This window comes from Burkholderia sp. Z1 (assembly GCF_014893795.1).
Lineage (GTDB): Bacteria > Pseudomonadota > Gammaproteobacteria > Burkholderiales > Burkholderiaceae > Burkholderia > Burkholderia theae.
Map to the genome: position 1 here is coordinate 282763 of NZ_JACFYL010000002.1, position 25483 is coordinate 308245.

The window sequence follows — 25483 nt, forward strand, 5'->3', positions numbered from 1 at the left end:
ATGGTGGAGGAGACGTTGTCGTCCCGATGCGCGCCGCCCTTCTGCAGGCGACGTCGCGCATGACCCGCGGTCAGATTGCCCAGCCGCCGAGATAGAAGGTGACGAGCACGGCCGCGATGAGCACGGTACCGACGTTGAGCTTGCGGAATTCGCCGCTGGCGATGCGGCCGATCACGAGCGTCGAGAAGCCGAGCATGATGCCCGTCACGATGTTCGCGGTCAGCACGATGAACACGGCGCAGACGAGGCCCGACATCGCGTCGACCATGTCGTCCATATGCAGCTTGCTCACGCTGCTGAGCATCAGCAGGCCGACGTACATCAGTGCCGGGGCCGTGGCGTACGACGGCACGAGGCCCGCGAGCGGCGAGAAGAACATCACGACGAGGAACAGCAGGCCGACCACGGCTGCGGCGAGGCCTGTCTTCGCGCCTGCGGCCACGCCGACGCTCGACTCGATGTAGGCCGCCGCCGGCGCGCCGCCGAGGAAACCGGAAAAGATCGAGCTGAGCGAATCGGCGGTCAGCGCGCGGCCGCCGTTGATGATGCGGCCGTTCTCGTCGAGCTGGCCGGCTTGCCCGGCAACCGCGCGGATCGTGCCGGTCGCGTCGAACACGGCGGTCATCACCAGTGCCAGCACGCTCGGCAGCACGGCCATCGACAGCGCACCCTTGATGTCCATCGCGCCGATCAGCGACGCATGGCCCGGTGCGCTCAGCGACGGCAGCGCGAAGATGCCGTGGTACTTCACGGTCGGATCGAACACGAGGCCGAACACCGAGATCGCGATCACGACGAGCAGGATGCCGCCCGGCACGCGACGCTTCTCGAGGCCGAAGATCGCGGCGAGGCCGACGACCGACATGATGACCGGGAACGCGGTGATCTGGCCGAGCGAGACCGGCAGGCCGGCGCCCGGGTTCTTGATCACGAGGCCGACGTCGTTCGACGCGATCAGCAGCAGGAACAGGCCGATGCCGATGCCCGTGCCGTGCGCGACGCCCGCGGGCAGGTTGCGCAGGATCCACGAGCGCACGCCGGTGACCGAGATGCCCGTGAACACGAGGCCCATCAGGAACACGGCGCCGAGCGCGACCGTCGGATGCAGCCCCTTGCCGAGCACGAGGCCGAACGCGGTGAACGCGGTCAGCGAGATCGCGCAGCCGATCGCGATCGGCAGCTTCGCCCACAGGCCCATCAGCAACGAACCGAACGCGGTGGTGAGGCAGACCGCGACGAACACGGCGCTCGTGTCGAAGCCGGCCTTGCCGAACATGCCGGGCACGACGAATACGGAATAGACCATCGCGAGGAAGGTGGTCACGCCCGCAACGATCTCGCGGCGCTGCGTGCTGCCGCGCGACGAAATGCCGAAGTACCGGTCGATGACTCCCTTGGTGCCAAAGTCAGTTTCTTCCGCGCCGACGTCGACCGTCGGCTGCACCGGGGTATCACTCATGAGCTTGCTCCTTTATCAGCATGCTGAAACGGCCCGTAGCGAACCGTCGTCAGGGTGTCTCGAATCTAATTGGGATTGTCGGCAACGTCGTGGGGACGAATGACGCGTGATCCATGTCGGTACGCGCGCATCGAAACGATCGCGAGTGTGTCGCGTCGTACGACGCGTGGTGTGGTCGACCCCGTCACGTGTGCTTTGCCGTAGCGAAGGTTAGGCGAACCGCCCATCACGTCCCATTGGGCGAAAAGCATGCAGCGCATGTCGCAGCGCTTATATCGGCGTGAAACGGGACTCCGTCGCGACGAAACGCGTGTATACGCCTAGTTCGAATCCGTTAAGGCGATTATTCGAATGCGGGATCGGCGGGCAGGGCGGGTGCGGGTGGACCATCAAATATTACGAATTACTTTCGGTGCGACTGTCGAGGCGGGTGGAAACGGCCGTGCATGCGGTGATTCTCCGGTGCGGGCAACCTGCATTCGGACGATCTCGCCGCCGCGCGGGCGCGGTTCTCGTGCCCGCGCCGGCCTCAATTGTGCGCGAGACGCTCGAGATACGCGCAGAACATGTCGGCCATGGCCGTCGAATACGCGTCGATTTCCGCCGGCGTGCGCTCGTGTTCCGAAAACGCCTTGCCGCCGGCGGTAAGCGTGGTGGTGATCAGGTCGCACGCGACTGCGAGCGTTGCGTCGGGCACATCAGGCAGCGCCTCGCGCATGAACGCGCGGAAGATGACGGTGCCCGCCGCCCTTATTTCCTGCGCCTCGGGCGCGTCGCGATAGAGCGGCGCGGCGTCGTCGAGCGCGATGCGCATCCGCGCCTCGTCGCATTCCGAACGGATGAACGCGTGGACGACCGTGCGCAGCCGCTCGGGCGGCGCTTGTCGAGCGTCCTCCAGCATGCCGCGCAGCATCTCGGCCGTCTGCCGCCATTCGTCGTGCTGGAGCCGGAACAGCACGGACGCCTTGTTCGGGAAGTACTGATACAGCGAGCCGACGCTCACGCCGGCCCGCTCGGCGACCCGCGCCATCGTGAAGCGCTGCGCGCCTTCGCTGGCCAAAACCTGAACAGCGGCCTGCAGCACATCCTCGACGAGACGGGTCGAGCGGGCCTGTCGAGGCTGTTTGCGCGTGGCGATCCGGGGGTTTCGGCGGTCGGTCATGAGCGGTCTGCCAATGCGAATAGTAAAACCTGAATAGTTCGTCATATTCTAGTCGGGTGCAACGACGCACTCAACCCGATACCGGAGATACGCATGACTACCCTGACGCTCGACCCGCTGGCTTCGCTGCTGGCGCGCCTGTTCGACGAAGCCGACGCATCGTCGCCCGCGACGAACCCGGACTTTGCCGACCTGTCGCACGACGAGCATGCGCGGCTGATGCGCAGCAAGACCGACTACACCGATTTCTATGCGCGCCTGAAGGACTATCCGCTCGCCGTGTCGCGCGAGACGGGCACGCTGCTGTACATGCTCGCGCGCAGCGGCGGCGCGCGGGCGATCGTCGAATTCGGCACGTCGTTCGGCATTTCGACGTTGCATCTCGCGGCCGCGTTGCGCGACAACGGCGGCGGCCGGGTGGTCACGAGCGAGTTCGAGCCGTCGAAGGTCGTGCGCGCGCGGGCGAACCTGGCCGCGGCCGGGCTCGCCGATCTCGTGGAGATTCGCGAGGGCGATGCGCTGCGCACGCTGGCGGCCGATCTTCCGGAAACGGTCGACCTGCTGTTGCTCGACGGCGCGAAGGCGTTGTACCCGGAGATTCTCGCGCGGGTCGAACCGCGGCTCAGGCCGGGTGCGTTCGTCGTGGCCGACAACGCCGAATACAGCCCCGACTACCTCGCTTACGTGCGCGCGCCGGAAAACGGCTATCTGTCGGTGCCGTTCGGCGGCGACGTCGAGTTGTCGATGCGAGTCGGCTGAGCGCGTTTTGTAGCCGGAACGATGGTGTCGATGATGTCACGCTTCCATCCATTAAAGATAGGAAAACTGAATAAATGGAGGCGGGATGGCAGGCGTCAGGATGGCATGCATTGCTTCGGACGCCGCGCGCGTTACTTCAGGAACACGTAGCGCGCGAAATACGGGAAACGGCCGACCGCATGTTCGGTCGTGCAGGCTGCTGCCGGCGGCGTGCCGCCCGCCGTATCGAGCCGCTGCACGAAGCGCACGCCGGCCAGCGTGCCCGTTGCTGCCGGCGTCGCGGCGAGCAGCAACTGAGGAACGCTGCCCGGACGCGCGCTCGGCGCTTCCGCGAGTTTCTTGCCGGTAATGCGGCTGCCGTCGAGCGCTTCCCACGACGGCCCCGCGCCGTGCCGGACGACGAGCGTGCCGTTGCCGTCGAACAGCATCGCTTCCGGGCGCTGGAATGCCCACGCGAGCCGGTGTTCGGCATCGTATTCGCATGCATAGATCTGCACGCCGGTCGCGGTCGTCGACAGCACCGGCGTTGCAGGCTCGGGCGGCGCGAGATTGCCTGCGTCGTCTGCGTAAGTCGGCGCGGTGAAAGTTGCGAAGGAAAGGCCGGCCGCGAGGGCCAGCAGCATGTCGCGTTTCGGGGAGCGGCTTGGCATGGCGGGGCATCCTTTCAGGTCGGGGGACGGTCGTGCGGCGTCGAACCTGTAAACGCTAGACGCCGATTGCGCAGGCTGCAATTCGGAAATGACAATCGCGGCGATAGTCGCCGCGATTGCGATGGAACCGATGCGCGCGGCCGCTCGTCGCGGCGGTCGCGTGCAAGCGGCTCAGGACACTCAGGCCGCGCCGGCCGGCGTCGGCGCGTGTGCGGCGATCAGGCGCTCGGCCTTCAGCGCGTCCCACAGTTCGGCCGGAATCGGCGCCGCGGCAAGCCGCAGGTTCTCGTCGATGCGATCGGGCCGGCTCGCGCCGGGGATCACTGCCGCGACGGCCGGGTGCGCGAGCGAGAACTGCAGCGCCACCGCGCGCACATCGACACCGAAGCGTTCGCTGATCTGCCGGATGCGTGCGACGCGGTCGAGCATCTCCTGCGTCGCCGGCTGATACTCGAAGTGGGTGCCGCCGGCGAGCACGCCGGAGTTGTACGGACCGCCGACGATGATGCCGAGCCCGCGCGCGACGCTTGCCGGCATCAGCCGTTCGAGCGCGCCCGCATGGTCGAGCAGCGTGTAGCGGCCGGCCAGCAGGAAGCCGTCGGGATCCGAGCGTTCGAGCGCGAGCTCGCACGGCTCGATGCGGTTCACGCCGAGGCCCCAGCCCTTGATGACCTTCTCGTCGCGCAGGCGCGTGAGCGCCTTCGCCGCGCCCGACATCGCGACGTCGAACACGTCGAGCCAGCGTTCGCCGTGGAAGTCGATCGCCGGGTCGTGGATCCACACGGTGTCGAGCCGGTCGGTGCGCAGCCGCTTGAGGCTCGCTTCGATCGAGCGCAGCGTGCCGTCCTCGGTGTAGTCGTAGACGATCTTGTTCGGCAGGCCATGGCGGAACAGGCCGCCCTTTTCGCCGAGATCGCGTTGCGACGCGTCCTCGTGTTCGTCGAGGACGAGCCGGCCGACCTTGGTGCCGAGCGAATAGGCGTCGCGCGGACGGCCGGCGAGTGCTTCGCCGAGGCGCAGCTCGGCGAGGCCGGCGCCGTACAGCGGTGCCGCGTCGAAGTAGCGGATGCCGTTTTCCCAGGCCGCGTCGACGGTGGCCAGTGCTTCTTCGTTCGGGATGTCCCGATACATGTTGCCCAGCGGCGCCGTGCCGAAACCCAGGCGGGAAGGGAGTGTGATTCTCATGTTGGATTCCTGTGGGGCGTTCACGCCGCGGCTTGCGCGAGCGTCGGGTAGTCGGTCAGGCCTGACGCACCGCCGCCGAACAGCGTGTTGCGGTCGTGCGGCGTGAGCGTGGCACCGGTGCGCAGGCGCTCGGGCAGGTCGGGGTTCGCGACGAACGGGCGGCCGAATGCGACGAGGTCGGCCCAGCCGGCGGCGATCGCTTCGCGTGCGCGCTCGGCGGTGTATGCGCCGGCGTAGATCAGCACGCCCGGGTACGCGGCGCGCAGTTGCTGCTTGAATGCGACCGGCATCAGCGGGGCGTCGTCCCAGTCGGCTTCCGCGATGTGCAGGTAGCCGACGCCGAGTTTGCCGAGCAGCGTCGCGGCGGCGAGGTAGGTCGTTTCCGGATCGTCGTCGACGCAGCCGTTCAGCGTGGTCAGCGGCGCGAGGCGGATGCCGACGCGCGACGCGTCGCCGGTGCCTTCGATCAGTGCCTGAGCGACTTCGCGCAGGAAGCGCAGCCGGTTTTCCAGCGAGCCGCCGTACGCGTCGGTGCGCGTGTTCGCGTTCGAGTCGATGAACTGATTCACGAGATAGCCATTCGCGCCGTGCAGCTCGACGCCGTCGAAGCCGGCTTCGATCGCGTTGCGCGCGGCGGCGCGGTACTGATCGACGATCTCGCGGATTTCGTCGATCGTCAGCGCGCGCGGCTCGGACGCCTGCACGAAGCCCGGCGTGCTGCCGTCTTCACCGGCGACGAACACGTTCACGCCCTTCGCCTGGAGCGGCGACGACGACACGGGTTGCCGGCCGCCGAGCAGGCTCGTGTGGCTCAGCCGGCCGACGTGCCACAGCTGCGCGAAGATGCGGCCGTGCGCGGCATGCACGGCGTCGGTCACCTTGCGCCAGCCGGCGACCTGCGACGGCGTGTGAATGCCGGGCGTCCATGCGTAGCCCTTGCCGAGCGGCGCGATATACGTGCCTTCGCTGACGATCAGGCCGGCGCTCGCGCGCTGCGCGTAATACGCGGCCATCAGGTCGTTGGCTTCGTCGCCGGGTTGGGTGGCGCGCGAACGCGTCATCGGCGGCATCACGATGCGGTTGGGCAGCGTCAGTGCGCCGAATCGAAGCGGTTGAAACAGCGGGTCCTGGGTCATGATGTTGTCCTTGTGCGTGCCGCGGCCGGCTGGCCGCGGACGGTTCCAATGTCGAATGGCGGGCGGCGCGCTTAGTCCCACGTCGGCGCGAGGCCGGCCGGGTCGACTTCGCGGCCGTTGCGTTCGAGCGCGGCGATCTGCGCCATGTCTTCGTCGGTCAGGCGCAGCGTCTGCGCGAGCAGGTTGCTCGCGAGGTTCTCGCGCTTCGTCGACGACGGAATCACCGAGTAGCCGAGCCGCAGCGCCCACGCGAGTGCGACCTGCGCGGGCGTCGCGTCATGACGTTGCGCGATCGCGCCGATCACCGGGTCGCCGAGCACCTTGCCGTATGCGAGCGTCATGTACGACGTCACGTGGATGCCTTCGCCGTTCAGGAACTCGACGAGCTTGCGGTTCTGCAGGTACGGGCTCAGTTCGATCTGGTTCGTCGCGATCGCGTCCTTGCCGACAGCCGCGATCGCTTGTTTCGTCAGTTCGATGTTGAAGTTCGAGATGCCGATCCGGCGCGTGAGGCCCTTCGCCTTAGCGTCGGCGAGCGCGGTCATGAACGTGTCGAGCGCGACGCCGTTGTCCGGGGCCGGCCAGTGGATCAGCGTTAGGTCGACATGATCGGTGCGCAGCTTGCGCAGGCTCTCTTCGAGGCTCGGCACGAGCTTGTCCGGTGCGTAGTTGTCGACCCAGATCTTGGTGGTCAGGAACAGGTCGTCGCGGCGCACGCCCGACGCGGCGATCGCTGCGCCGACTTCGGCTTCGTTGCCGTAGATCTGCGCGGTGTCGATCGCGCGGTAGCCGACGTCGAGGCCGTTGCGGACCGAGTCGATGACGACCTGGCCTTGCAGGCGGAAAGTGCCGAGGCCGAATGCGGGAATCTTGTTCATCGTGTGCTCCTGGGAGAAGGGGGGCGGTTGCGGTATGTGAGTCATTCTGGCGCTTCGGACTGATGAGATAAACGCCGTCAGAGGTCAAAAATATTTGATTTGAAATCAAATATAGAGCGTGACGCGGAGCTGCTGCGAGCCGCTGCCGGCCTCATGCCGAGCGTGCTTTCGCGCTTGCGTTCGGATGGAACGCCGGCAGCACGTCCGTTGCGATCTCGGCCATCGTCTCGTCGAGCGGGCGACGGTTGCGGCGGAAATGCAGGCCGATGTGCCGCACGCCCGCGTCGCGCATCGCTGCGAGTTCTTCCGCGAGTGCGACGCGTCCCGCGCGGGCGCCGAAGCGGTGCCGCTGCAACGGCTCGTGCGGGTCTTCCGCGAGATCGAGGTGGATGAAGCTCACGTACGGCTTGTCGCCGGCCACCGCACGCCAGTTCGCGGCGCGCTGCGCGTGGTCGGCCGGCGTGCCCGGATATGCGAGGCAGCCGTCCATGTGTGCGCCGATCCATGCGGGCGTCTGCTGCGCGAGGCCCGCGACGAGCAGCGGCACCGGCGAGCGGGCGGCGGGCAGCACGTCGAGACCGGGCGGCAGGTGAGCGCGCGCGCCGTCGCGCAGCAGCGCGACCTGGTCGCGGAAGTTCGCGCCGCGCGACGCGAAATCGCGGCCGAACAGCGGATATTCGACGGGCCGGTCGCCGCTCGCGACGCCGAGCAGCAGGCGCCCGCCGCTCAGTTCATGGATCGTCGCGGCCGATTTCAGCGTCAGCAGCGGCTCGCGCAGCGGCAGCACGACGGCCGCCGTGCCGAGCAGGATGTCGCGCGTGATGCCGGCGAGGTAACCGAGATACGAGAACGTTTCGTACACCTGCGCGGCGTCGCCGAACGACGGGTCGTACACCGGTACGTCGCGCACCCAGAGTGCGCGGAAACCGAGCGTATCGGCCAGCTGCGCGAGCTCCGCGTGGATTTCCAGGTCGGGCACGCCGGGGCGGCGGCCGTCACGCTGGCGCCTCGCGTCGCCGGCCGGCGACCAGTCGTTGTCGAGCGGCAGTTCGATGCCGACGCTGAAGCCGCCGTCGGCGAGTGTGTCGAGTGAAGTGGGCATGGTCGGGCTCCGTTCAGACCGTGCGCAGGCTGCCTTCGAGCCGGTGAAAATCGAGCGACGACGCGGTGAAGAACGCGCGCGACGTGCCGGCGGCGAAATCGTCGAGGTGCACGACCGTCGCGCGGTCGGCTTCCTGCCACGAGATCACATAGGTCTCGCCGGCGACGTGCTGCCACGTGCACACGACTTCGCCTTTCGCGCCGGCGTACGCGCCTTCGGTGATTTCGTAGCGCATGTGAAGACCATCCTCGTCATACGCGTTGAGCGCGGTGAGGCCGTCGTAACGAACTTCGAAGATCTTGCCCGCGAACGGCGGACGTCGGGTCGATGCGTTCATGCTGGTGAACTCCTGCAAATGGGTAGCGTTCAATGGGCGAGTTCGACGGGTTCGGCCGTGCGTGCCGGCAGCCCGTGATGGCGGTCGAGACGGCCGCTCAGCGCGGTGAGCGCGAACGCGCCGAGCGTGACGACCGCGGCGATCCATGGCGTGTGGCCGAGGCCGGCGTGCGCGACGATCAGGCCGCCGAGCGACGAGCCGCCGGCGACGCCGAGGTTGAACGCGGCGATGTTGAAGCCCGATGCGACGTCGGTGGCGTCCGGCGCGAAGTGGCGTGCCTGCTTGACCACGTACACCTGCAGCCCCGGCACGTTGCCGAACGCGACCGCGCCCCACGCAAGCATCGTCAGGACGGCGAGCCATTTGACGTGGATCGTGAAGGTCAGGGCGAGCAGCACGATCGCGAGCAGCAGGAAGATCCGCTTGAGCGCCTTCACCGGGCCGACCGCGTCCGCGAGCTTGCCGCCCCACACGTTGCCGAACGCGACCGACACGCCATAACCGACGAGCACGAGGCTGACCTGCGACGGCGTGAAGCCGGCGATCCGTTCGAGCAGCGGCGCCATGTACGTGAATGCGATCAGCGAGCCGCCGTAGCCGACGGCCGTCATCGCATACACGAGCAGCAGGCGCGGCTGCGCGAGCACGCGGAGCTGGCGGGCGAGCGGCGCCGGCGGCGTTTGCGGCAGCCCGCGCGGCACGAACACGACCGCGCCAATGAACGCGACGAGGCCGAACAGCGCGACGATCAGGAACGTCGCGCGCCAGCCGAAGTGCTGGCCGATGAAGGTGCCGAGCGGAATGCCGGCGACGAACGCGACGGTCATCCCGCTGAACATCGTCGCGATCGCGCTGGCGGCCTTGTCCTTCGGCACCAGCGTGGTCGCGATGATCGAACCGACGGAGAAGAACACGCCGTGCGCGAGGCCGGTGAGGATGCGCGCGACGACCAGCGATTCGTAGCCGGGCGCCTGCCACGCGACGAGGTTGCCGACGGTGAACAGCGCCATCAGCGCGGCGAGCAGCGTCTTGCGCGGCACGCGGCCGGTGAGCGCGGTGAGGAGCGGCGCGCCGATGGCGACGCTCAGCGCATACAGGCTGACGAGCAGGCCGGCCGACGGCAGGCTGACGCCGAGGTCGGCGCCGATCGTCGGAATCAGCCCGACGATCACGAATTCGGTGGTGCCGATGGCAAAGGCGCTGAGGGTCAGCGCAAGCAGGGCGAGGGGCATGGCGGGATCCAGGTTCCAGTGACGATGGATCGCAGTGTGGCGCCTTTACTTTTGCGGAAAAACTGGTCTATAAACCAAATTGTTTTGATTTCAGATCAACAATGAAAATCACGCTCGACGAACTCCAGGCCTTTGCCGCCGTGGTCGACACCGGCTCGATCACCGCTGCCGCGCAGCAGCTCGACGTCACCGTATCGGCGGCGAGCCGCACGCTCGCGCGGCTCGAGGAGAAGCTGAAGACCACGCTGCTGCGCCGGACCACGCGCCGGCTCGAACTGACCGAGGAAGGGCGCGCGTTCCTGCAGGATGCACGCGCGATCATCGAATCGGTCGAGAACGCGGAGGAGCAGATGCTCGCGCGGCGCGAGATGCCGTCGGGGCGCCTGCGCGTCGACGCCGCGACGCCGTTCATGCTGCACGTGATCGTGCCGCTCGTGCGCGGCTACCGCGAACGCTTCCCGAAAGTCGAGCTGGAGCTGAACAGCAACGAGGGCATCATCGACCTGCTGGAGCGGCGCACCGACGTCGCGATCCGGATCGGCCGGCTGAAGGATTCGACGCTGCACAGCCGGCGCATCGGCAACAGCCGGCTGCGCATCCTCGCGAGCCCCGCGTATGTCGAAGCGCACGGCCTGCCGCGCAAGGTCGAGGATCTCGACAAGCACACGCTGCTCGGCTTCACGCAGCCCGAATCGCTGAACGTGTGGCCGATCCTCGGCACCGACGGCGAGCCGTGCCGCATCGAGCCGGGCATCTGGTCGTCGAGCGGCGAGACGCTGCGGCAGCTCGCGCTGGACGGCGCGGGCATCGTCTGCCTGTCGGATTTCATGACCGCGCAGGATCGCGAAACGGGGCGGCTCGTGCAGGTGCTCGCGCGCCAGACGCTCGACGTCGAGCAGCCGATCCATGCGGTGTACTACCGCAATACCGCGATTTCGTCGCGGATCGCGTCGTTCGTCGACTACATGATCGAGGTGCTGGGCGGCAGCAGCGGCAACGATGCGCCGGCGCGGCGCAAGGCCGCGTGGATGGGGCCGCGGTAGCAGCGGCAGACCTGCGGGGGAAGACGGGGCGGGTGCCGCCCCGGGTGGCCCGATCGGGCCGGCGTGCCGCGCGGCGGCACGCCGTTTTGCTTGCGGTTACGCTTCTTCGGACCAGGACATGCCGTCGCGCGCGAGCAGCGCCGACGAGGCCGCGGGCCCGAACGTGCCGGCCGTGTACAGGCGCGGCCGGTCGCCGAGCTGCTTCCAGCCGTCGAGGATCGGCTCGACCCACGACCACGCGGCTTCGAGCTCGTCGCGGCGCATGAAGTGCGTGAGGCGGCCGCGGATCACGTCGATCAGCAGCCGTTCGTACGCTTCCGCGCGCCGCTCCGGAATCGCCTGCTGCAGGTCGAGGTTCAGGCTCACGGGCACCATGTTCATCCCGCTGCCCGGTTCCTTCGCGAGCATCTGCAGCTGGATCGACTCTTCCGGCTGCAGCTGGATCACGAGGCGGTTGCCGTAATGGCGCGGGCCGGTCGGGATGATCGAGAACGGCATGTCCGCGAACTCGATCACGATTTCCGACTGGCGGCGCTGCAGCCGCTTGCCCGTGCGCAGGAAGAACGGCACGTTCGCCCAGCGCCAGTTGTTGATGTGCGCGCGCAGCGCGACGAAGGTTTCCGCGCGGCTGTCCGCCGGCACGTTGTCTTCCTCGAGATAGCCCTTGACCGGCTGGCCGTCGACCGCGCCGGCCGTGTACTGGCCGCGCACCGTGTCGCGCGCGACGTCCGACAGCGCCATCGGCCGCAACGAGCGCAGCACCTTCAGCTTCTCGTCGCGCACCGCGTCCGGGTCGAGCGACACGGGCGGCTCCATCGCGACGATGCACAACAGCTGCAGCAGGTGGTTCTGCACCATGTCGCGCAGCGCGCCGGTATGGTCGTAGAAGCCCGCGCGGCTGCCGACGCCGACCGTTTCCGCCACCGTGATCTGCACGCTGCGGATGTTCGGCCCCTGCCACAGCGGCCCGAAGATCGGGTTGCCGAAGCGCAGCACCATCAGGTTCTGCACGGTTTCCTTGCCGAGATAGTGGTCGATCCGATAGATCTGCGATTCCTCGAAGTGCTTGCCGACCGCATCGTTGATCGCCTTCGCGGACGCGAGATCGTGGCCCAGCGGCTTTTCGAGGACGACGCGCGAGCGCGCGTCGACGAGGCGCGCGGCCGACAGGTTGTCGCAGATCGTCGTGAACAGCTCCGGCGACGTCGACAGGTAGAACACGCGGATCGCATCGCCGCGCGCCGCTTCGGCGAGCCGCAGGTAGTCGTCCGGCGTGTTCACGTCGATCAGCACGTACTTGAACAGGTCGAGGAAACGGCTCCACGCTTCGGCGTCGAACGCCTTCTCGTCGATGAACGGGCGCGATTGCTCGTCCATGAACTTGCGATAGCCGTCGATGCCCCAGTCGCGGCGGCCGACGGCGATGATGCGCGTCTCGGGCGGAAGGTTGCAGTGCAGGTGCGCCATATACAGCGCGGGCAACAGCTTGCGGGCGGCCAGGTCGCCGCCGCCGCCGAAAATGATCATGTCGACGGGCCGGTCGGCCGCGGTCTGGGTAGGCTGATTCGTCATGGAAGGTTCGCGGTTTGAAACGGTGAACGTGAAACGAACGTCGATGGCATCAGGCGCCGGCTGGCCGGCGCCGGTACGGCAAAACGCTAATAGTGCACGGTTTTGATGGATTGTGTATGCGTACCCCCGATGTGTAACAGGGCTTGCATCGTCCCGGTCGTCTTGATTATGATTGAGCACTCACTCATTAAAGGAATCCAACGTGGCCCGACCGCGCAGTCCGGACAAGCACGAAGCCATCCTCGCCGCCGCCGCCCGTGCGCTCGCCGAGGACGGCGCAACCGCGACGACCGCGCGCATCGCGCGGCTCGCCGGCGTGGCGGAAGGCACGGTGTTCACCTATTTCGAGACCAAGGACGCATTGCTGAACGCGCTGTACGTGAGCCTGAAGGCCGAGATGCGCGACGCGATGATGACCGGGTTTCCGGAAGGCGCACCGGCCGACCAGGCCGTGCGGCATGCGTGGAACGGTTACGTGTCGTGGGGCGTCGAGAATCCGGCCGGGCGGCGTGCGCTGCAGCAGCTCGGCGTGAGCGGGCGTATCGACGACGCGCATCGCGCGGCCGGGGCCGAAGGCTTCGGCACGATCCGCTCGCTGCTGCAGGAGCAGATCGTCGCGTCGCGCGGGTTGACGGCCGACGAAGCGCACGCGTTCTGCGCGGCGCTGTTTACGTCGATCGCGGAAACGGCGATGGAGTCGGTCGCGCGCGATCCGGCACGGGCCGATGCGTACCGGGAAGCCGGGTTTCGCGCGTTGTGGGCCGTGCTGCACGCGGTGTGAGCGGGCGGCGCAGGAGGGCGTGAAGCCCGGATTGCCTGTGTAGCCGAACGATTTTGGCAGAGCGATGCATCGCGCGAATCGCGCACGTATCGTCGTTATTAATGAGTGAGTAATCATTCATTTTTCTTTTCAAGGAGCAGGAAAATGTCGAAAGTCTGGTTGTTAACAGGGGCCGCGCGCGGCCTGGGGCGTGCGATTTCGGAAGCGGTGCTGGCGGCGGGCGACCGGCTGGTGGCCGGTGCGCGCGATACGTCACGGCTTGCCGACCTGGCCGAGCGTTACGGCGACCGGTTGCTGCCGATCGCGCTCGACGTCACCGACGAGGCGGCGGCCGCGCAGGCCGTGGCGGCGGCACGTGAACGGTTCGGCCGCATCGACGTGCTGGTGAACAACGCGGGTTACGGTCATACGGCGCCGTTCGAGCAGATGGGCGCCGATGATTTCCGCGACCAGATCGAAACGAACCTGTTCGGCGTGGTCAACCTGACGCGGGCGGTGCTGCCGTCGATGCGCGCGCAGCGCTCGGGCCACATCTTCCAGGTGTCGTCGGTCGGCGGGCGCACGTCGACGGCCGGCTTGTCCGCGTATCAGGCGGCGAAGTGGGCGGTCGGCGGGTTCAGCGACGTGCTGTCGAAAGAGGTCGCGCCGTTCGGCGTGCGCGTCTGCACGCTCGAACCGGGCGGGATGCGGACCGACTGGGCTGCGCAGGCGAAGCGCGGCATCGACGGCATGCTGCCCGACTATCAGCCGTCGGTCGGGAAGATTCTCGAACTGCTCGGCGCATACGGCGGCCATGAGATCGGCGACCCGGTGCGGATCGCGAAGCTGATCGTCGAGCTGTCGCGTCGCGACGACGTGCCGATGCGCCTGCTGCTCGGCGGCGACGCGCTGTTCGTGTGCGAGCAAGCCGAAACGCAGCGCGCGGAAGAAGCGGCGCGGTGGCGCGATACGACGTTGTCCACGCAGTTTCCGGATGCGAAGCTGCCGGCCGGGCTGGATGCGCTGAAGCGCGTGTAGCGAGCGCGGCCATGCACCGCTCGTGCAGCGGCGCGCGCCGTGCGTAACGGCAACTCCGATGCGAGCAGCCGGACAAGCGGATATCGGCCACCGTGACGGGGCGCGATACACGATCGCTCCCCCGTACTAACCCTGATTAAAAAATCTTATCGCGGTGAAAAATTCCGCATCTTATTGAACGGATATCGGCTCGATATAGTGGCTCGCTTTACCGCACGCTCCCCCGGCGTGCGCAGACAAACAGCTGGAGCCCCTTGATGACCACCGCTACCCGATTCACCGAAATCGAGGATCTGATGCCCGCCGCCGGCGGGCTGCGCGAGATCCGTCACCACATCCACCACCATCCCGAACTTGCGTACGAAGAGCACGACACGGCCGCGCTCGTCGCGGACAAGCTCGAGCAATGGGGCTGGCAGGTGACGCGCGGGGTCGGCAAGACGGGCGTCGTCGGCACGCTGCGCGCGGGCGACGGCCCGCGCAGCATCGGCATTCGCGCCGACATGGATGCGCTGCCGATCGTCGAGGCAACCGGCCTGCCGTATGCGAGCGGCACGCACGGCAAGATGCACGCGTGCGGCCACGACGGCCACACGACGATGCTGCTCGGCGCCGCGCAGCATCTCGCGAAGACACGCAACTTCTCCGGCACCGTGCACCTGTATTTCCAGCCGGCGGAAGAGCACGGCGTCGACAGCGGCGCGAAGAAGATGATCGACGACGGCCTGTTCGAACGCTTCCCGTGCGACGCCGTGTTCGGCATGCACAACCATCCGGGCGCGGCGCCCGGCGTGTTTCTCACGCGGCGCGGCCCGTTCATGTCGGCCGGCGACAAGGCGATCATCACGATCGAGGGCGTCGGCGGGCACGCCGCACGGCCGCACTTGACGGTCGACCCGGTCGTCGTCGCGGCGAGCATCGTGATGGCGCTGCAGACGATCGTCGCGCGCAACGTCGACCCCGCGCAGCCGGCGGTCGTCACGGTGGGCTCGATGCATGCGGGCACCGCGAACAACGTGATTCCGAACGGCGCGCGTCTCGAACTCAGCGTGCGCTCGTTCAGCCCCGACGTGCGCGCGCTGCTCAAGCGCCGGATCGTCGAGCTGGCCGAAACGCAGGCCGCGAGTTATGGCGCGACCGCGAACGTCGAATACATCGAAGGCTACCCGGTCGTCGTCAATACGGATGCCGAAACGGATTTCGCCGCGCAGGTCGCGCGCGAACTGGTGGGCGACGCGCATGTGGTCGAACAGACCGACCTGCTGATGGGCAGTGAGGATTTCGCGTTCATGCTGCAGAAGCGCCCGGGTTCGTTCGTGCGGCTCGGCAACGGCGAAGGCGAGGACGGGTGCATGGTGCACAACCCGAAATACGACTTCAACGACCGCAACCTGCCGATCGGCGCGGCGTTCTGGACGCGTCTCGTGGAGCGATACCTCGGGCAGTGATCGCGCGGCGCGTGGCGCGCGGCCGGCGCTTCCGGCCGCTTTGAGAGGAGAATAAAACGATGCAGAAAGACCATCTCGCGCTGCACCCCGCGTCGACGGGGGCCGCCGGAGCCGGTGCGACCGGCGCACCCGCCGTCACGCGACGCGGCGCGATCGCGGCGGCCGTGATCGGCAACTGGCTGGAGTTCTTCGATTTCACCGTGTACGGCTTCTTCGCGGTGCTGATCGGCAAGCTGTTCTTCCCGTCGAGCGATCCGACCACGTCGCTGCTGCTGTCGGTCGCGACGTTCGCCGCCGGCTTCTTCACGCGGCCGCTCGGCAGCGTCGTGCTCGGCGTCTATGCGGACCGCAAGGGGCGCAAGGCCGCGCTGAACCTGACGATCATGCTGATGGCGCTCGGCACGGGCCTGATCGCGATTGCGCCGACCTATGCGCAGGCCGGCGTGGCCGCCCCCTTGCTCGTCGTGTTCGCGCGGTTGATGCAGGGCTTCTCGCAGGGCGGCGAATTCGGCGCGGCGACGTCGACGCTGCTGGAGCAGGGCGACAAGTCGCGCCGCGCGTTCCGCGCGAGCTGGCAGCTTGCGACGCAGGGCGGCGCCGCGCTGATGGGCTCGGGTTTCGCGGCGCTGCTGTCGAACACGATGACGAAGGATGCGCTCGAAAGCTGGGGCTGGCGGCTGCCGTTCCTGGTCGGCGTGCTGATCGCGCCGGTCGGCATGTATTTGCGCCGCCGGCTCGCGGACGATGCGCCCGGCGACAGCCATCACGGGATCGAGCGCGGCGTGCTGCACGAGCTGTTCTCGAAGCACACGCGCACGGTGCTGCTGCTGATGCTCACGGTGATGGGCGGCACGGTGTCGACCTACATCCTGACCTTCTACATGCCGACCTACGCGATCCACACGCTCGGCCTGCCGATGAAGCTGTCGATGTTCGTCGGTGTCGCGTCGGGCTGCGTGATGCTGGTCACGTGCCCGCTGTTCGGCTGGCTGTCGGACAAGCTCGGCAGCCGGCGCCTGCCGATCTTCGTCGGCCGCGGCGTGCTGGTCGCGCTGCTGTTCCCGGCGTTCTGGCTGATGAACCATCATCCGACGCTGTCGGTGATCCTGCCGCTGACCGCGCTGATGCTGCTGTTCTATTCGCTCGGCTCGGCGTCGGAAATGGCGCTGATGTGCGAATCGCTGCCGCGTCACGTGCGTGCGACGGGCATCTCGATCGCCTATGCGCTCGCGGTGACGATCTTCGGCGGCACCGCGCAGCTCATCGCGACCTGGCTCGTGAAGACGACCGGCAGCAAGCTCGCGCCGGCCGGTTACGTGGCCGCGTGCGTGGTGCTGTCGCTGATTGCCGTTGCGATGCTGCGCGAGACAGCGCGGGAAGCGGCGGACTGACGCGCGGCGTAGCGGGCGGCGGAGGCGGGCGGCAATACGCGCTTACCGCCCGCGCACCATCCTCAGGTACGACGCGAGCATCGTCGCCAGTTCCTGCGCGGCCGGCGTCAGCGGCACGGCCGCGCGCTGCAGCAGGCAGACGTCCTGCGAATCGGCCTGCTCGCGCACGGGCACCTTCGCGAGCACGCCGGCGAACGGCCCGTGCCGCGTGATGGCTTCGGTTTCGAGCGCCAGGCAATCGGTCTGCGTGACGAGCTGCAGCGTCTCGAACATCCCTTCGACGGTTGCGAGGATCCTCGGCGGCGGCTGGCCGTGCGCGTCGAAGTACGCGAGCAGCCGGTTGACGACCGGGTCCGCGCTCAGGTTCGGCGAGCGCGTGGCGACCCATCCGTAGCCGGCCAGTTCCGTGAGCGATTGCGCGTGCATCGCCGGATGGCCGTTGCGGCACACGACCACCGGCGCCGACGCATGCAGCGGCGTGACCGCGAGATCGGTCGTATCGGTCTGCTTCGCGACGAGCGCGATCGCGAAATCGACCGCGCTTTCCCGCAACCAGCCGATCATCATCCGCGACGTGCCGGTGCGCAGGTGCACGTCGACCCTGTCGAAGCGCGCGCGGAACGCGGTCAGCACGGGCGCGAACGCGTCGATCAACGGCTCGGCGACGAGGCCGAGCGTGACGGTGCCTTCGTACGCGCCGCTCAACTGCCGGATTTCCCGCTCGACCTGCTCGCATTCGCCGAGGATCGACCCGGAGCGCGCGAGCAGGCGCTGGCCGACGGCCGTCGGCACGATCCCGCGATTGGTGCGCGTGAACAGCGTCGCGCCGAGCGTCGCCTCGAGGCTTTGCAACTGCTGCGTGACGCCGCTTTGCGCGAGATCGAGCGCGCGCGCCGCGGCGCGCAGGCTGCCGTGCTCGACGACGGCCTGGAAGATGCGAAGCTGGGATAGCGTGAACGCCATGGGCAAGCGCGATGCCGGTGATCGGAAATGGTGATCATGATAAGGCAGCAGGCGATTCCGGCGGCGGCGTTCGCGCACTACGATCGCAGGCAGTCCGGCTCATGCCGCTTGCCCACCGTCCTGCCTTCCGTCGACCATGAAACGCTTCCTCGTCCCGCTCGTTTCCCTGTGCCTTGGCTTGGTGGCCACGTCCGCCAGCGCGCTCGACGCGCACGTCGTGCGCCTCGGTATCGACCCGACCTATCCGCCGATGGACGCGAAAGCACCCGACGGCAGCCTGAAGGGCTTCGACGTCGATCTCGGCAATGAGATCTGCCGCCGCGCGCAGTTGCGCTGCCAGTGGGTCGAACTCGAATTCTCCGGGATGATTCCCGCGCTGCAGGCGCGCAAGATTGACGCGATCCTGTCGTCGATGGCGATCACCGAGAAGCGCGAGAAGCAGATCCTGTTCTCGTCGAAGCTGTTCCGCTTCAAGTCGCGGCTCGTCGCGCGGCCCGAACTCGGGCTCGGCAGCACGACGGCGTCGCTGGCCGGCAAGCGGGTCGGCGTGCAGTCGGGCACGCAGTTCGAATCGTGGGCGCTCGCGCACTGGGCGCCGGCCGGCGTCAGCGTGGTGCCGTACAAGAGCCAGGACGACGTGTTCGCCGATCTCGTCAACGGCCGCCTCGACGCGGCGCTGCTCGGCACGGTGGAAGCCGACTACGGGTTCCTGCGCCAGCCGAGGGGCAAGGGCTTCGCGTTCGTCGGCGCGCCGCTCGACATGGGCGATCGCGGCGTCGGCATTGGCATGCGACAGTCCGATACGGTGCTCAAGGCGTCGATCGACGGCGCGATCGCGTCGATGCTGAAGGACGGCACGTACGACCGGATCGCGAAGCAGTACTTCGATTTCAACCCGTACGGCGACTGAACGCCGTGCAGTTCGATTCACCCGATTTCCCCGCTCTCATCCGTTCGAGACCATCGATGCAGATTCGCACCACGCCGCTCCTGTCGCCGTCGATCGGCACGCAGCGCACGCTGACGAGCTTTCATTTCGGGCCGGCCGCTACTGGCCGCAAGATCTACCTGCAGGCCGCGCTGCACGCGGACGAGACGCCCGCGATGCTCGCGGCGTTCGTGCTGAAGCAGCGTCTCGCGCAGCTCGACGCGGAGGGCCGGCTCGCGGCCGAGATCGTGCTCGTGCCGGTGTCGAACCCGGTCGGCCTCAATCATCATCTGCTCGGGCAATTCATCGGCCGTTTCGACCTGGCGAGCGGCCGCAACTTCAATCGCGGCTTCCTGCCGCTCGCGGAGATCGCCGCGCGAACGCGCGACCGGCTTGGCGATGATGGCGTGCGCAATCGCGCGATCGTGCGCGAATGCGTCGGCGCGGCGCTCGACGACATCGCGCCGCGCACCGAATTCGATGCGTTGCAGCTCGCGCTGCTGAAGCTGTCGCATGACGCCGACGTCGTGATCGACCTGCATTGCTCGCTCGAAGCGGTGATGCATGTGTACACGAGCGACACCGCGTGGCCGGAAGTCGAACCGCTGGCGCGTTATCTCGGCGCGGAGGTGTCGCTGCTCGCCGAGGATTCCGGCGGCCATGCGTTCGACGATGCGCATCACCTGCTGTGGTCGCAATTGCGACAGCATCTGCCGGAAGGCACGCCGATGGCGGCCGGCACCGTCGCCGTGACGGTCGAATGCCGCGGCCAGCGCGACGTGACGTATGAATACGCGGAGCGTGACGCCGCCGCGCTCGTCGATTATCTCGTGTGGTGCGGCGCGGTGCGCGGCGAACGCACGCCGTTGCCGCCACTGGCCGCGCCGGCCACGCCGCTCGCGGGCAGCGAGCAGTTCTATGCGCCGGTGAGCGGGATCCTCGTGCACCGCGCGGCGGTCGGCGCGACGATCCGCGCCGGCGATCCGCTGTTCGATATCGTCGATCCGCTGACGGATGCGATCACGACGATTTCGAGCGCGACCGACGGCGTGTTCTACATGCGCCGCGCGATCCGCTTCGTGACGGCCGGCGCGCCGCTCGGTCGCGTGACGGGCACGGTGCCGGTACGCAAGGGGATGTTGCTCGGGGCTTGACGAGTGGCACGCGCGACGAACCTGACTCGCGCGAAACCGGCGAGAAATTTCGGGTTCCTCAGATAATCACTCGCCGCTCGATGCCGGCCTGCACCGGGTCGGCCGACCTTCCATGGCCAGCGCGGCAAGCGGCATCGTCAGCGGGGAGGGTCACGGCCCGCCGTGATTCCCGGCGGCGCGCTTGCCGACCTTGCCGCGCGCCGTTGTCTTGCCCTTGCGCCCGCCCGCGTTCGAGAACATCTTCATATCCCGAAGGATGCCGCGCAGCAACGTATCGGCTGCCACGCCGAGTGTCCGTCCCGCCTTGACCAGCAGCCGCGCGTTGGCCGCCTCGAGCAATGGATGCGCGACGGGTAGTGCGACGAGTTCGCCGGTCTCCAGTTCCCGATACGCAGCGAAGGCGGCGAGCAGCGTGACGCCGTTGTTGCGCTTGACGAAGTGGCGCAGCACGGCAAGCGAGTTGGTGGTGAGCGTCGGGTGGATCTGGAGGTTCTCCGCGTAGGCGAGCATCTGCACGGCTTGTCCGAGACCGAACGCGGGCGGCATCAGCGCGAGCGGATACTCGGTGAGTTCGCGGACCTCGACCGGTCGGCCCCGCACGGCGAGCGGGTGGCCGGGATGGACGAGCGCCACCACCGGCTGCGGCGAGGTGGCGACGTACTCGATATCCGGATGCGCCGGGGGATTGTAGGCGAGGCCGATATGCGCGCGGCTTTCGGCGACTTCCTGGAGCAGTTTGCTGACCGGAAGGATATCGACGGTGACGTCGAGCTTCGGATAGCGTGCGCAAAAATCGGTGAGCACCTCGTCCATCAGGCAGTCGATATAGCCTTCGCTGGTGGCGATGCGGATCTGGCCGTGTTGCAGCCCGCGCAGTGCCTGCAAGCGGTCTTCGAACAGTTCCTGCTGGGAGCGGCAGCCGCGCCAGTACTCGAGCAGGTGCGCCGCGGCCTCGGTCGGCTGTACGCCGCGAGGCTGGCGCTCGAACAGCGAGGCCCCGATTTCTTCCTCGAGCAACCGGATCTGCCGCGTGATGACGGACGGCGACGTGTTGATGCTGTCGGCCGCGCCGCGGATGGAGCCATGCGTCAGGACTTCGTGGAAATAGCGCAAGCGGCGCTGGTTCAGTTCGCGCATCGTGTCGGTCCGGTTGCCGGTGAAGTGTTGCTTGTTGAGCAACAATAACTCGCTTAGGTTGCTCTTGCGCTGCTTTTTCGTCTCCTCGACGATTCGAACAGATTCGAACATCGATGCGGGATTCGAAGCAATACGCCCTAAAGGAGAGCGCATGTCCGCCATTCCATCCCCTCAAGACCCGGTCGCGATCGACAGCCCGGCCCATCAGGCGCTGTACCGCAAGCTGAACTGGCGCCTGCTGCCGTTCCTGCTGCTCTGCTATACGTTCGCTTATCTCGATCGCGTGAACATCGGGTTCGCCAAGCTCGCCATGCAGAGCGACCTGGGTTTTTCCGATGCGGTGTACGGACTCGGCGCGGGCATCTTCTTTCTCGGCTACGTCCTGTTCGAGATCCCGAGCAACCTTCTGCTGCCGAGGATCGGTGCACGCAAGACCATCAGCCGGATCATGGTGCTATGGGGCCTGACCTCGGCGGGCATGATGTTCGTCCATGACGAGACCACGTTCTACGCGATGCGCTTCCTGCTCGGCGTGTTCGAGGCCGGCTTCGCACCCGGCATGATCTTCTACCTGACCTACTGGTACGGTCAGCGCCGCATGGCCAGTGTGATGGCGGTCGTCATGCTGGCCGGCCCGATCGGCGGCATCTTCGGGTCGCCGCTGTCGGCGTGGCTGATGACCGGGCTGTCCGGCGCCCACGGCCTGGCCGGCTGGCAGTGGATGTTCGTCGTCGAAGGCCTGCCATGCGTGCTGCTCGGCGCGCTCGCACTCAAGGAGCTGTCCGACCGGCCGGCCGACGCGGCATGGCTGACCGACGACGAGAAGCGGATGCTCGCCGCCGACCTGCACACGCCCGGCGCGGGTCATCACTCGTTCGGGCAGGTGGTGCGCGACCTGCGCGTGTACCTGCTGGCGTTTGCGTACTTCACGATCATCTGCGGCATCTACGCGGTGAGTTTCTGGCTGCCGTCGATCCTCAAGGCCGACGGCGTGACCGATACCATGCAGATCGGCCTTTACTCGATGATCCCGTACGTCTGCGCCGCGATCGCGATGGTCGTCATCGGTCGCCGGTCGGACCGCCGCGGCGAGCGCCGTCTTCACAGCGCGGTGCCCGCCCTGATCGGCGCGATTGCGTTGGCTGCGGCGACGGCCGCGAACGGCAACCTCGCCGTCTCGCTGATCAGCATGACGATCGCCACGGCGATGATCTGGACCGCCTACACGGTGTTCTGGGCGATCCCGTCGCAATACCTGAAGGGCAACGCCGCCGCGGGCGGCATCGCCCTGATCAATACGATCGGCCTGATCGGCGGCTTCCTGAGTCCGACCATCATCGGTGCGATCCGCTCGGCGACCGGCAGCATGGCAGCCGGACTGCTGGTCATGGTCGCGCTGCTTGTCGCGGGCGCCGCGGTACTGGTGGCGAACCGGCTTCCCGCGCCCCGCGACGCCTTGGCGACAGCCTGACATCGCGGGCCTTCACGCATCCCGACATCCATCGCGGCGCATCGACCGCTTATTTCCGGAGACACGTTTTTGAACACGCGCATCTTGATCGCCGGCTTTCAGCATGAAACCAATACGTTTGCGCCATCGAAAGCCGCTTACGCCAACTTCGAGCGTGGCGAGGGCTTCCCGGCCATGGTGCGGGGCGATGACGTGCTCGCGCTACGCGACGTCAATATTCCTGCCGGCGGATTCATCGTCGCGGCGGAACGGCGTGGCTGGACCGTTCTGCCGGTCATCTGGGCGGGCGCAAGTCCGTCGGCCCACGTGACCGAGGATGCGTTCGAGCGCATCGCCGGCGAAATCCTCGCGGCGGTTCGCCGGGGCGGGTTCGACGCGGTGTACCTCGACCTGCACGGCGCGATGGTCGCCGAGCATACCGACGACGGCGAAGGCACGTTGCTGGCGCGCGTGCGCGCGGCGGTCGGCCCGGCCGTGCCCGTGGTCGCGTCGCTCGACCTGCATGCCAACGTCACGGAGCGGATGCTGCGCGAGGCCGACGCGCTGGTCGCTTTCCGCACCTATCCGCATGTCGACATGGCCGAGACCGGCGAACGCGCGGCCGTGTTGCTCGAGCGCCTGCTCGACCCGCACGCGGCGGACCGCCGCCCGCTGCATCGCGCCGTGCGCCGGCTGCCGTTCCTGATCCCGATCAATGGCATGTGCACGCTGCTCGAACCCTCGCGCGGCATGTATGCGCAGCTCGCGGCGCGGGAGACCGGGGCCGTGGCCTCGTTGTCGTTCGCGCCCGGTTTTCCGGCGGCCGATTTCCCCGAATGCGGCCCGGTCATCTGGGGCTACGGCGATGACGCCGCGTCGGTCGAGGCAGCGGTGCAGGCGCTCTACGACAAGATGCTGGCGGACGAGGCCGCGTGGCAGGTGCCGTTTCTGTCGCCCGACGACGCCGTGCGCGAGGCCATGCGGCTTTCCGAGGGGGCCGACAAGCCGGTCGTCATCGCCGATACCCAGGACAATCCCGGCGCGGGTGGAGACTCGAACACGACGGGCATGCTGCGGGCGTTGCTGCGCAATGGCGCAAAGGATGCGGCGATCGGCTTGATCTGGGATCCGGCGGCTGCGGCCGCGGCCCATCGCGCCGGCGTCGGCGCGTTCATCGACCTGGCGCTCGGCGGCGTCTCCGGCGTGCCCGGCGACGTGCCGCACCAGGCACGTTTCGAGGTCGTGAAGCTGTCCGACGGCGTATGCCGATATGACGGCCCGATGATGAACGGCATGCTCGCCGATATCGGTCCCGTGGCCTGCCTGCGGATCGATGGCGTGCTGATCGTGGTGAGCAGCGGCAAGGCGCAGATGCTCGACCGCAATCTCTATCGTGTGGGCGGCGTCGAGCCGGAAGCGATGAAAATTCTCGTCAACAAAAGCTCGGTGCACTTTCGCGCCGACTTCCAGGGCATTGCCCACGCGGTGCTGGTCGCCAAGGCGCCCGGCCCGATGACGGCGGATCCCGCCGAGTTGCCCTGGACTCGGCTGGCCCCGGGCATTCGGATGAAGCCGATGGGGAAGGCGTTCCCGGGCAACGGCTGAGGAGCGGCACGCTGCCGTACATCTGTGAGTGGGTGGCTGTCCGGGACAACGTTATCGCTGCGCCGGGCACATCGCGCGGCGCGTCGTTCCACGCCGCGCGGCGTGGGCGCATCCGCTCGCGGAGCGTCGCTCACCCCCGCCGCGCAACCAGCTCCGACACCGTCTGCGCGGCCTGCTGCAGCGGCCCGAGAAACTCCTTCACCATCTGCTTCGCGGTATGCCGCTGCGCGTTGCCGCTGATGTTCATCGCCGCGATGATCTGCCCGCGCCGGTTGCGGATCGGCGCGGAGATCGACATCAGGCCCACTTCGAGTTCCTGGTCGACCACGGCCCAACCCTGCTGGCGCACCTGCGCGATCGTCGCCTTCAGTTCGCCAAGATCGGTGATCGTGCGCGGCGTGTGCGCGCGGATGCTGCTTTGCGCGAGCGTTTCGTCGAGCGCCGCGTCGTCGAGCGCGGACAGCAGTACGCGGCCCATCGACGTACAGTACGCGGGCAGCCGGCTGCCGATCGACAGGTTGATCGTCATGATCTTGTGGGTCGGCACGCGCAGCACGTAGACGATCTCGGTGCGGTCGAGCACGGCGGCCGAGCAGCTTTCGTGGATCTGCGAGGATAGTTGCTCCATCACCGGATCGGCGAGATTCCAGAACGGCATCGACGTCAGATACGCAAAACCGAGCTCGAGGATCTTCGGCGTGAGCCGGAACAGCCGGCCATCGGCCTCGACGTAGCCGAGCGTCTGCAACGTGAGCAGGATCCGGCGCGCGCCCGCGCGCGTGAGCCCGGTGGCCGATGCGACCTCGGTGAGCGTCTGCTCCGGGCGCGCCGCGTCGAAAGCGCGGATCACTGCGAGGCCGCGCGCGAACGACTGCACATAGGAGTCGCCGGGTTTCTGAGTGTCTTCGGTTGTCATGAGCGGTTGGAATGTCGTGCAGCCGAGAAGATAGCGCATGGGGCCTGACACGCCAACCGCATGGCGGACCGGGCGCTTGACAGGTCGTCCCCGCACTCCCTATGATGCGTTGAACGTTCGATACACGATCTTATGTTCGTATATAGAACATTTAAGCGCATCCCGGCGGGTTATGCAA

Annotated in this window: 23 protein-coding genes; 10 read left to right on the plus strand and 13 right to left on the minus strand. The window is 67.6% G+C overall.

Annotated elements, in window-relative coordinates; genetic code table 11:
- Positions 1-70: 70 nt before the first annotated feature.
- Positions 71-1459, minus strand: a complete 1389-nt coding sequence (locus tag H3H55_RS18420; RefSeq protein ID WP_193099685.1) for an NCS2 family permease — start codon at positions 1457-1459, stop codon at positions 71-73.
- Between the two features lie 529 nt (positions 1460-1988).
- Positions 1989-2666: a TetR family transcriptional regulator gene (locus H3H55_RS18425; RefSeq protein ID WP_129515905.1), complete on the minus strand. Its 678-nt coding sequence runs from the start codon at positions 2664-2666 to the stop codon at positions 1989-1991.
- 48 nt (positions 2667-2714) lie between these two features.
- Here H3H55_RS18425 and H3H55_RS18430 point away from each other — a divergent pair, with 48 nt between their 5' ends.
- A complete protein-coding gene (locus tag H3H55_RS18430) occupies positions 2715-3380 on the plus strand; it encodes an O-methyltransferase (RefSeq protein WP_193099686.1) in 666 nt (221 codons plus the stop codon).
- A 131-nt stretch (positions 3381-3511) separates the two neighbouring features.
- Here the strand turns inward: H3H55_RS18430 and H3H55_RS18435 are convergent, their stop codons facing one another.
- The 7 genes from H3H55_RS18435 to H3H55_RS18465 form a co-directional block, all read right to left on the minus strand.
- Positions 3512-4030, minus strand: coding sequence for a DUF3455 domain-containing protein (locus H3H55_RS18435; RefSeq protein WP_193099687.1), 519 nt, complete (start codon positions 4028-4030; stop codon positions 3512-3514).
- A gap of 180 nt (positions 4031-4210) precedes the next feature.
- Positions 4211-5215 (minus strand): aldo/keto reductase, encoded by a 1005-nt coding sequence (locus H3H55_RS18440; protein WP_193099688.1) that lies wholly within the window; start codon positions 5213-5215, stop codon positions 4211-4213.
- Positions 5216-5235: 20 nt separating this feature from the next.
- Positions 5236-6351 (minus strand): alkene reductase, encoded by a 1116-nt coding sequence (locus H3H55_RS18445; protein WP_193099689.1) that lies wholly within the window; start codon positions 6349-6351, stop codon positions 5236-5238.
- Positions 6352-6422: 71 nt separating this feature from the next.
- Positions 6423-7229, minus strand: a complete 807-nt coding sequence (dkgB, locus tag H3H55_RS18450) for a 2,5-didehydrogluconate reductase DkgB (protein ID WP_193099690.1) — start codon at positions 7227-7229, stop codon at positions 6423-6425.
- A gap of 151 nt (positions 7230-7380) precedes the next feature.
- Positions 7381-8331, minus strand: coding sequence for a TIGR03571 family LLM class oxidoreductase (locus H3H55_RS18455; protein ID WP_193099691.1), 951 nt, complete (start codon positions 8329-8331; stop codon positions 7381-7383).
- A gap of 13 nt (positions 8332-8344) precedes the next feature.
- Positions 8345-8668 carry a MoaF-related domain-containing protein gene (locus H3H55_RS18460; RefSeq protein ID WP_193099692.1) on the minus strand — a complete coding sequence of 108 codons (324 nt, stop codon included), beginning with the start codon at positions 8666-8668 and terminating at the stop codon, positions 8345-8347.
- Between the two features lie 29 nt (positions 8669-8697).
- Positions 8698-9900 (minus strand): MFS transporter, encoded by a 1203-nt coding sequence (locus H3H55_RS18465; RefSeq protein WP_193099693.1) that lies wholly within the window; start codon positions 9898-9900, stop codon positions 8698-8700.
- Positions 9901-10001: 101 nt separating this feature from the next.
- On the opposite strand from H3H55_RS18465, the gene H3H55_RS18470 reads away from it, so the two are divergent.
- Positions 10002-10943, plus strand: coding sequence for a LysR family transcriptional regulator (locus H3H55_RS18470; RefSeq protein WP_048245930.1), 942 nt, complete (start codon positions 10002-10004; stop codon positions 10941-10943).
- Positions 10944-11039: 96 nt separating this feature from the next.
- Here H3H55_RS18470 and zwf read toward each other — a convergent pair whose 3' ends face one another.
- Positions 11040-12515 (minus strand): glucose-6-phosphate dehydrogenase, encoded by a 1476-nt coding sequence (gene zwf, locus H3H55_RS18475; protein ID WP_193099694.1) that lies wholly within the window; start codon positions 12513-12515, stop codon positions 11040-11042.
- Between the two features lie 202 nt (positions 12516-12717).
- Between zwf and H3H55_RS18480 the strand changes: the two genes are divergently transcribed.
- The 4 genes from H3H55_RS18480 (at position 12718) to H3H55_RS18495 (ending at position 17152) form a co-directional block, all read left to right on the plus strand.
- Positions 12718-13296, plus strand: a complete 579-nt coding sequence (locus H3H55_RS18480) for a TetR/AcrR family transcriptional regulator (protein ID WP_193099695.1) — start codon at positions 12718-12720, stop codon at positions 13294-13296.
- Between the two features lie 144 nt (positions 13297-13440).
- Positions 13441-14313, plus strand: a complete 873-nt coding sequence (locus tag H3H55_RS18485) for an SDR family NAD(P)-dependent oxidoreductase (RefSeq protein WP_048245927.1) — start codon at positions 13441-13443, stop codon at positions 14311-14313.
- A 257-nt stretch (positions 14314-14570) separates the two neighbouring features.
- On the plus strand, positions 14571-15761 hold the full coding sequence (locus tag H3H55_RS18490; RefSeq protein WP_193099696.1) for a M20 aminoacylase family protein: 1191 nt from the start codon (positions 14571-14573) through the stop codon (positions 15759-15761).
- 59 nt (positions 15762-15820) lie between these two features.
- The gene (locus H3H55_RS18495; protein ID WP_193099697.1) at positions 15821-17152 is read left to right on the plus strand and encodes an MFS transporter; all 1332 of its coding nucleotides are present in this window, start codon (positions 15821-15823) and stop codon (positions 17150-17152) included.
- A 42-nt stretch (positions 17153-17194) separates the two neighbouring features.
- On the opposite strand, the gene H3H55_RS18500 is transcribed toward H3H55_RS18495, so the two are convergent.
- Positions 17195-18115 (minus strand): LysR family transcriptional regulator, encoded by a 921-nt coding sequence (locus H3H55_RS18500; RefSeq protein WP_193099698.1) that lies wholly within the window; start codon positions 18113-18115, stop codon positions 17195-17197.
- 136 nt (positions 18116-18251) lie between these two features.
- Between H3H55_RS18500 and H3H55_RS18505 the strand changes: the two genes are divergently transcribed.
- Complete coding sequence (locus H3H55_RS18505) at positions 18252-19025, plus strand: transporter substrate-binding domain-containing protein (RefSeq protein ID WP_193099699.1); 774 nt, start codon at positions 18252-18254, stop codon at positions 19023-19025.
- Between the two features lie 56 nt (positions 19026-19081).
- Complete coding sequence (locus H3H55_RS18510; protein WP_193099700.1) at positions 19082-20197, plus strand: succinylglutamate desuccinylase/aspartoacylase family protein; 1116 nt, start codon at positions 19082-19084, stop codon at positions 20195-20197.
- Between the two features lie 150 nt (positions 20198-20347).
- Here H3H55_RS18510 and H3H55_RS18515 read toward each other — a convergent pair whose 3' ends face one another.
- On the minus strand, positions 20348-21334 hold the full coding sequence (locus H3H55_RS18515) for a LysR family transcriptional regulator (protein ID WP_193102054.1): 987 nt from the start codon (positions 21332-21334) through the stop codon (positions 20348-20350).
- Positions 21335-21485: 151 nt separating this feature from the next.
- On the opposite strand from H3H55_RS18515, the gene H3H55_RS18520 reads away from it, so the two are divergent.
- Together H3H55_RS18520 and H3H55_RS18525 are read left to right on the plus strand one after the other, a co-directional pair.
- Positions 21486-22805, plus strand: a complete 1320-nt coding sequence (locus tag H3H55_RS18520) for an MFS transporter (RefSeq protein ID WP_193102055.1) — start codon at positions 21486-21488, stop codon at positions 22803-22805.
- 69 nt (positions 22806-22874) lie between these two features.
- The gene (locus tag H3H55_RS18525) at positions 22875-24389 is read left to right on the plus strand and encodes a M81 family metallopeptidase (protein WP_193099701.1); all 1515 of its coding nucleotides are present in this window, start codon (positions 22875-22877) and stop codon (positions 24387-24389) included.
- A 130-nt stretch (positions 24390-24519) separates the two neighbouring features.
- Here H3H55_RS18525 and H3H55_RS18530 read toward each other — a convergent pair whose 3' ends face one another.
- Complete coding sequence (locus tag H3H55_RS18530) at positions 24520-25305, minus strand: IclR family transcriptional regulator (protein WP_048246213.1); 786 nt, start codon at positions 25303-25305, stop codon at positions 24520-24522.
- Between the last annotated feature and the right edge of the window lie 178 nt (positions 25306-25483).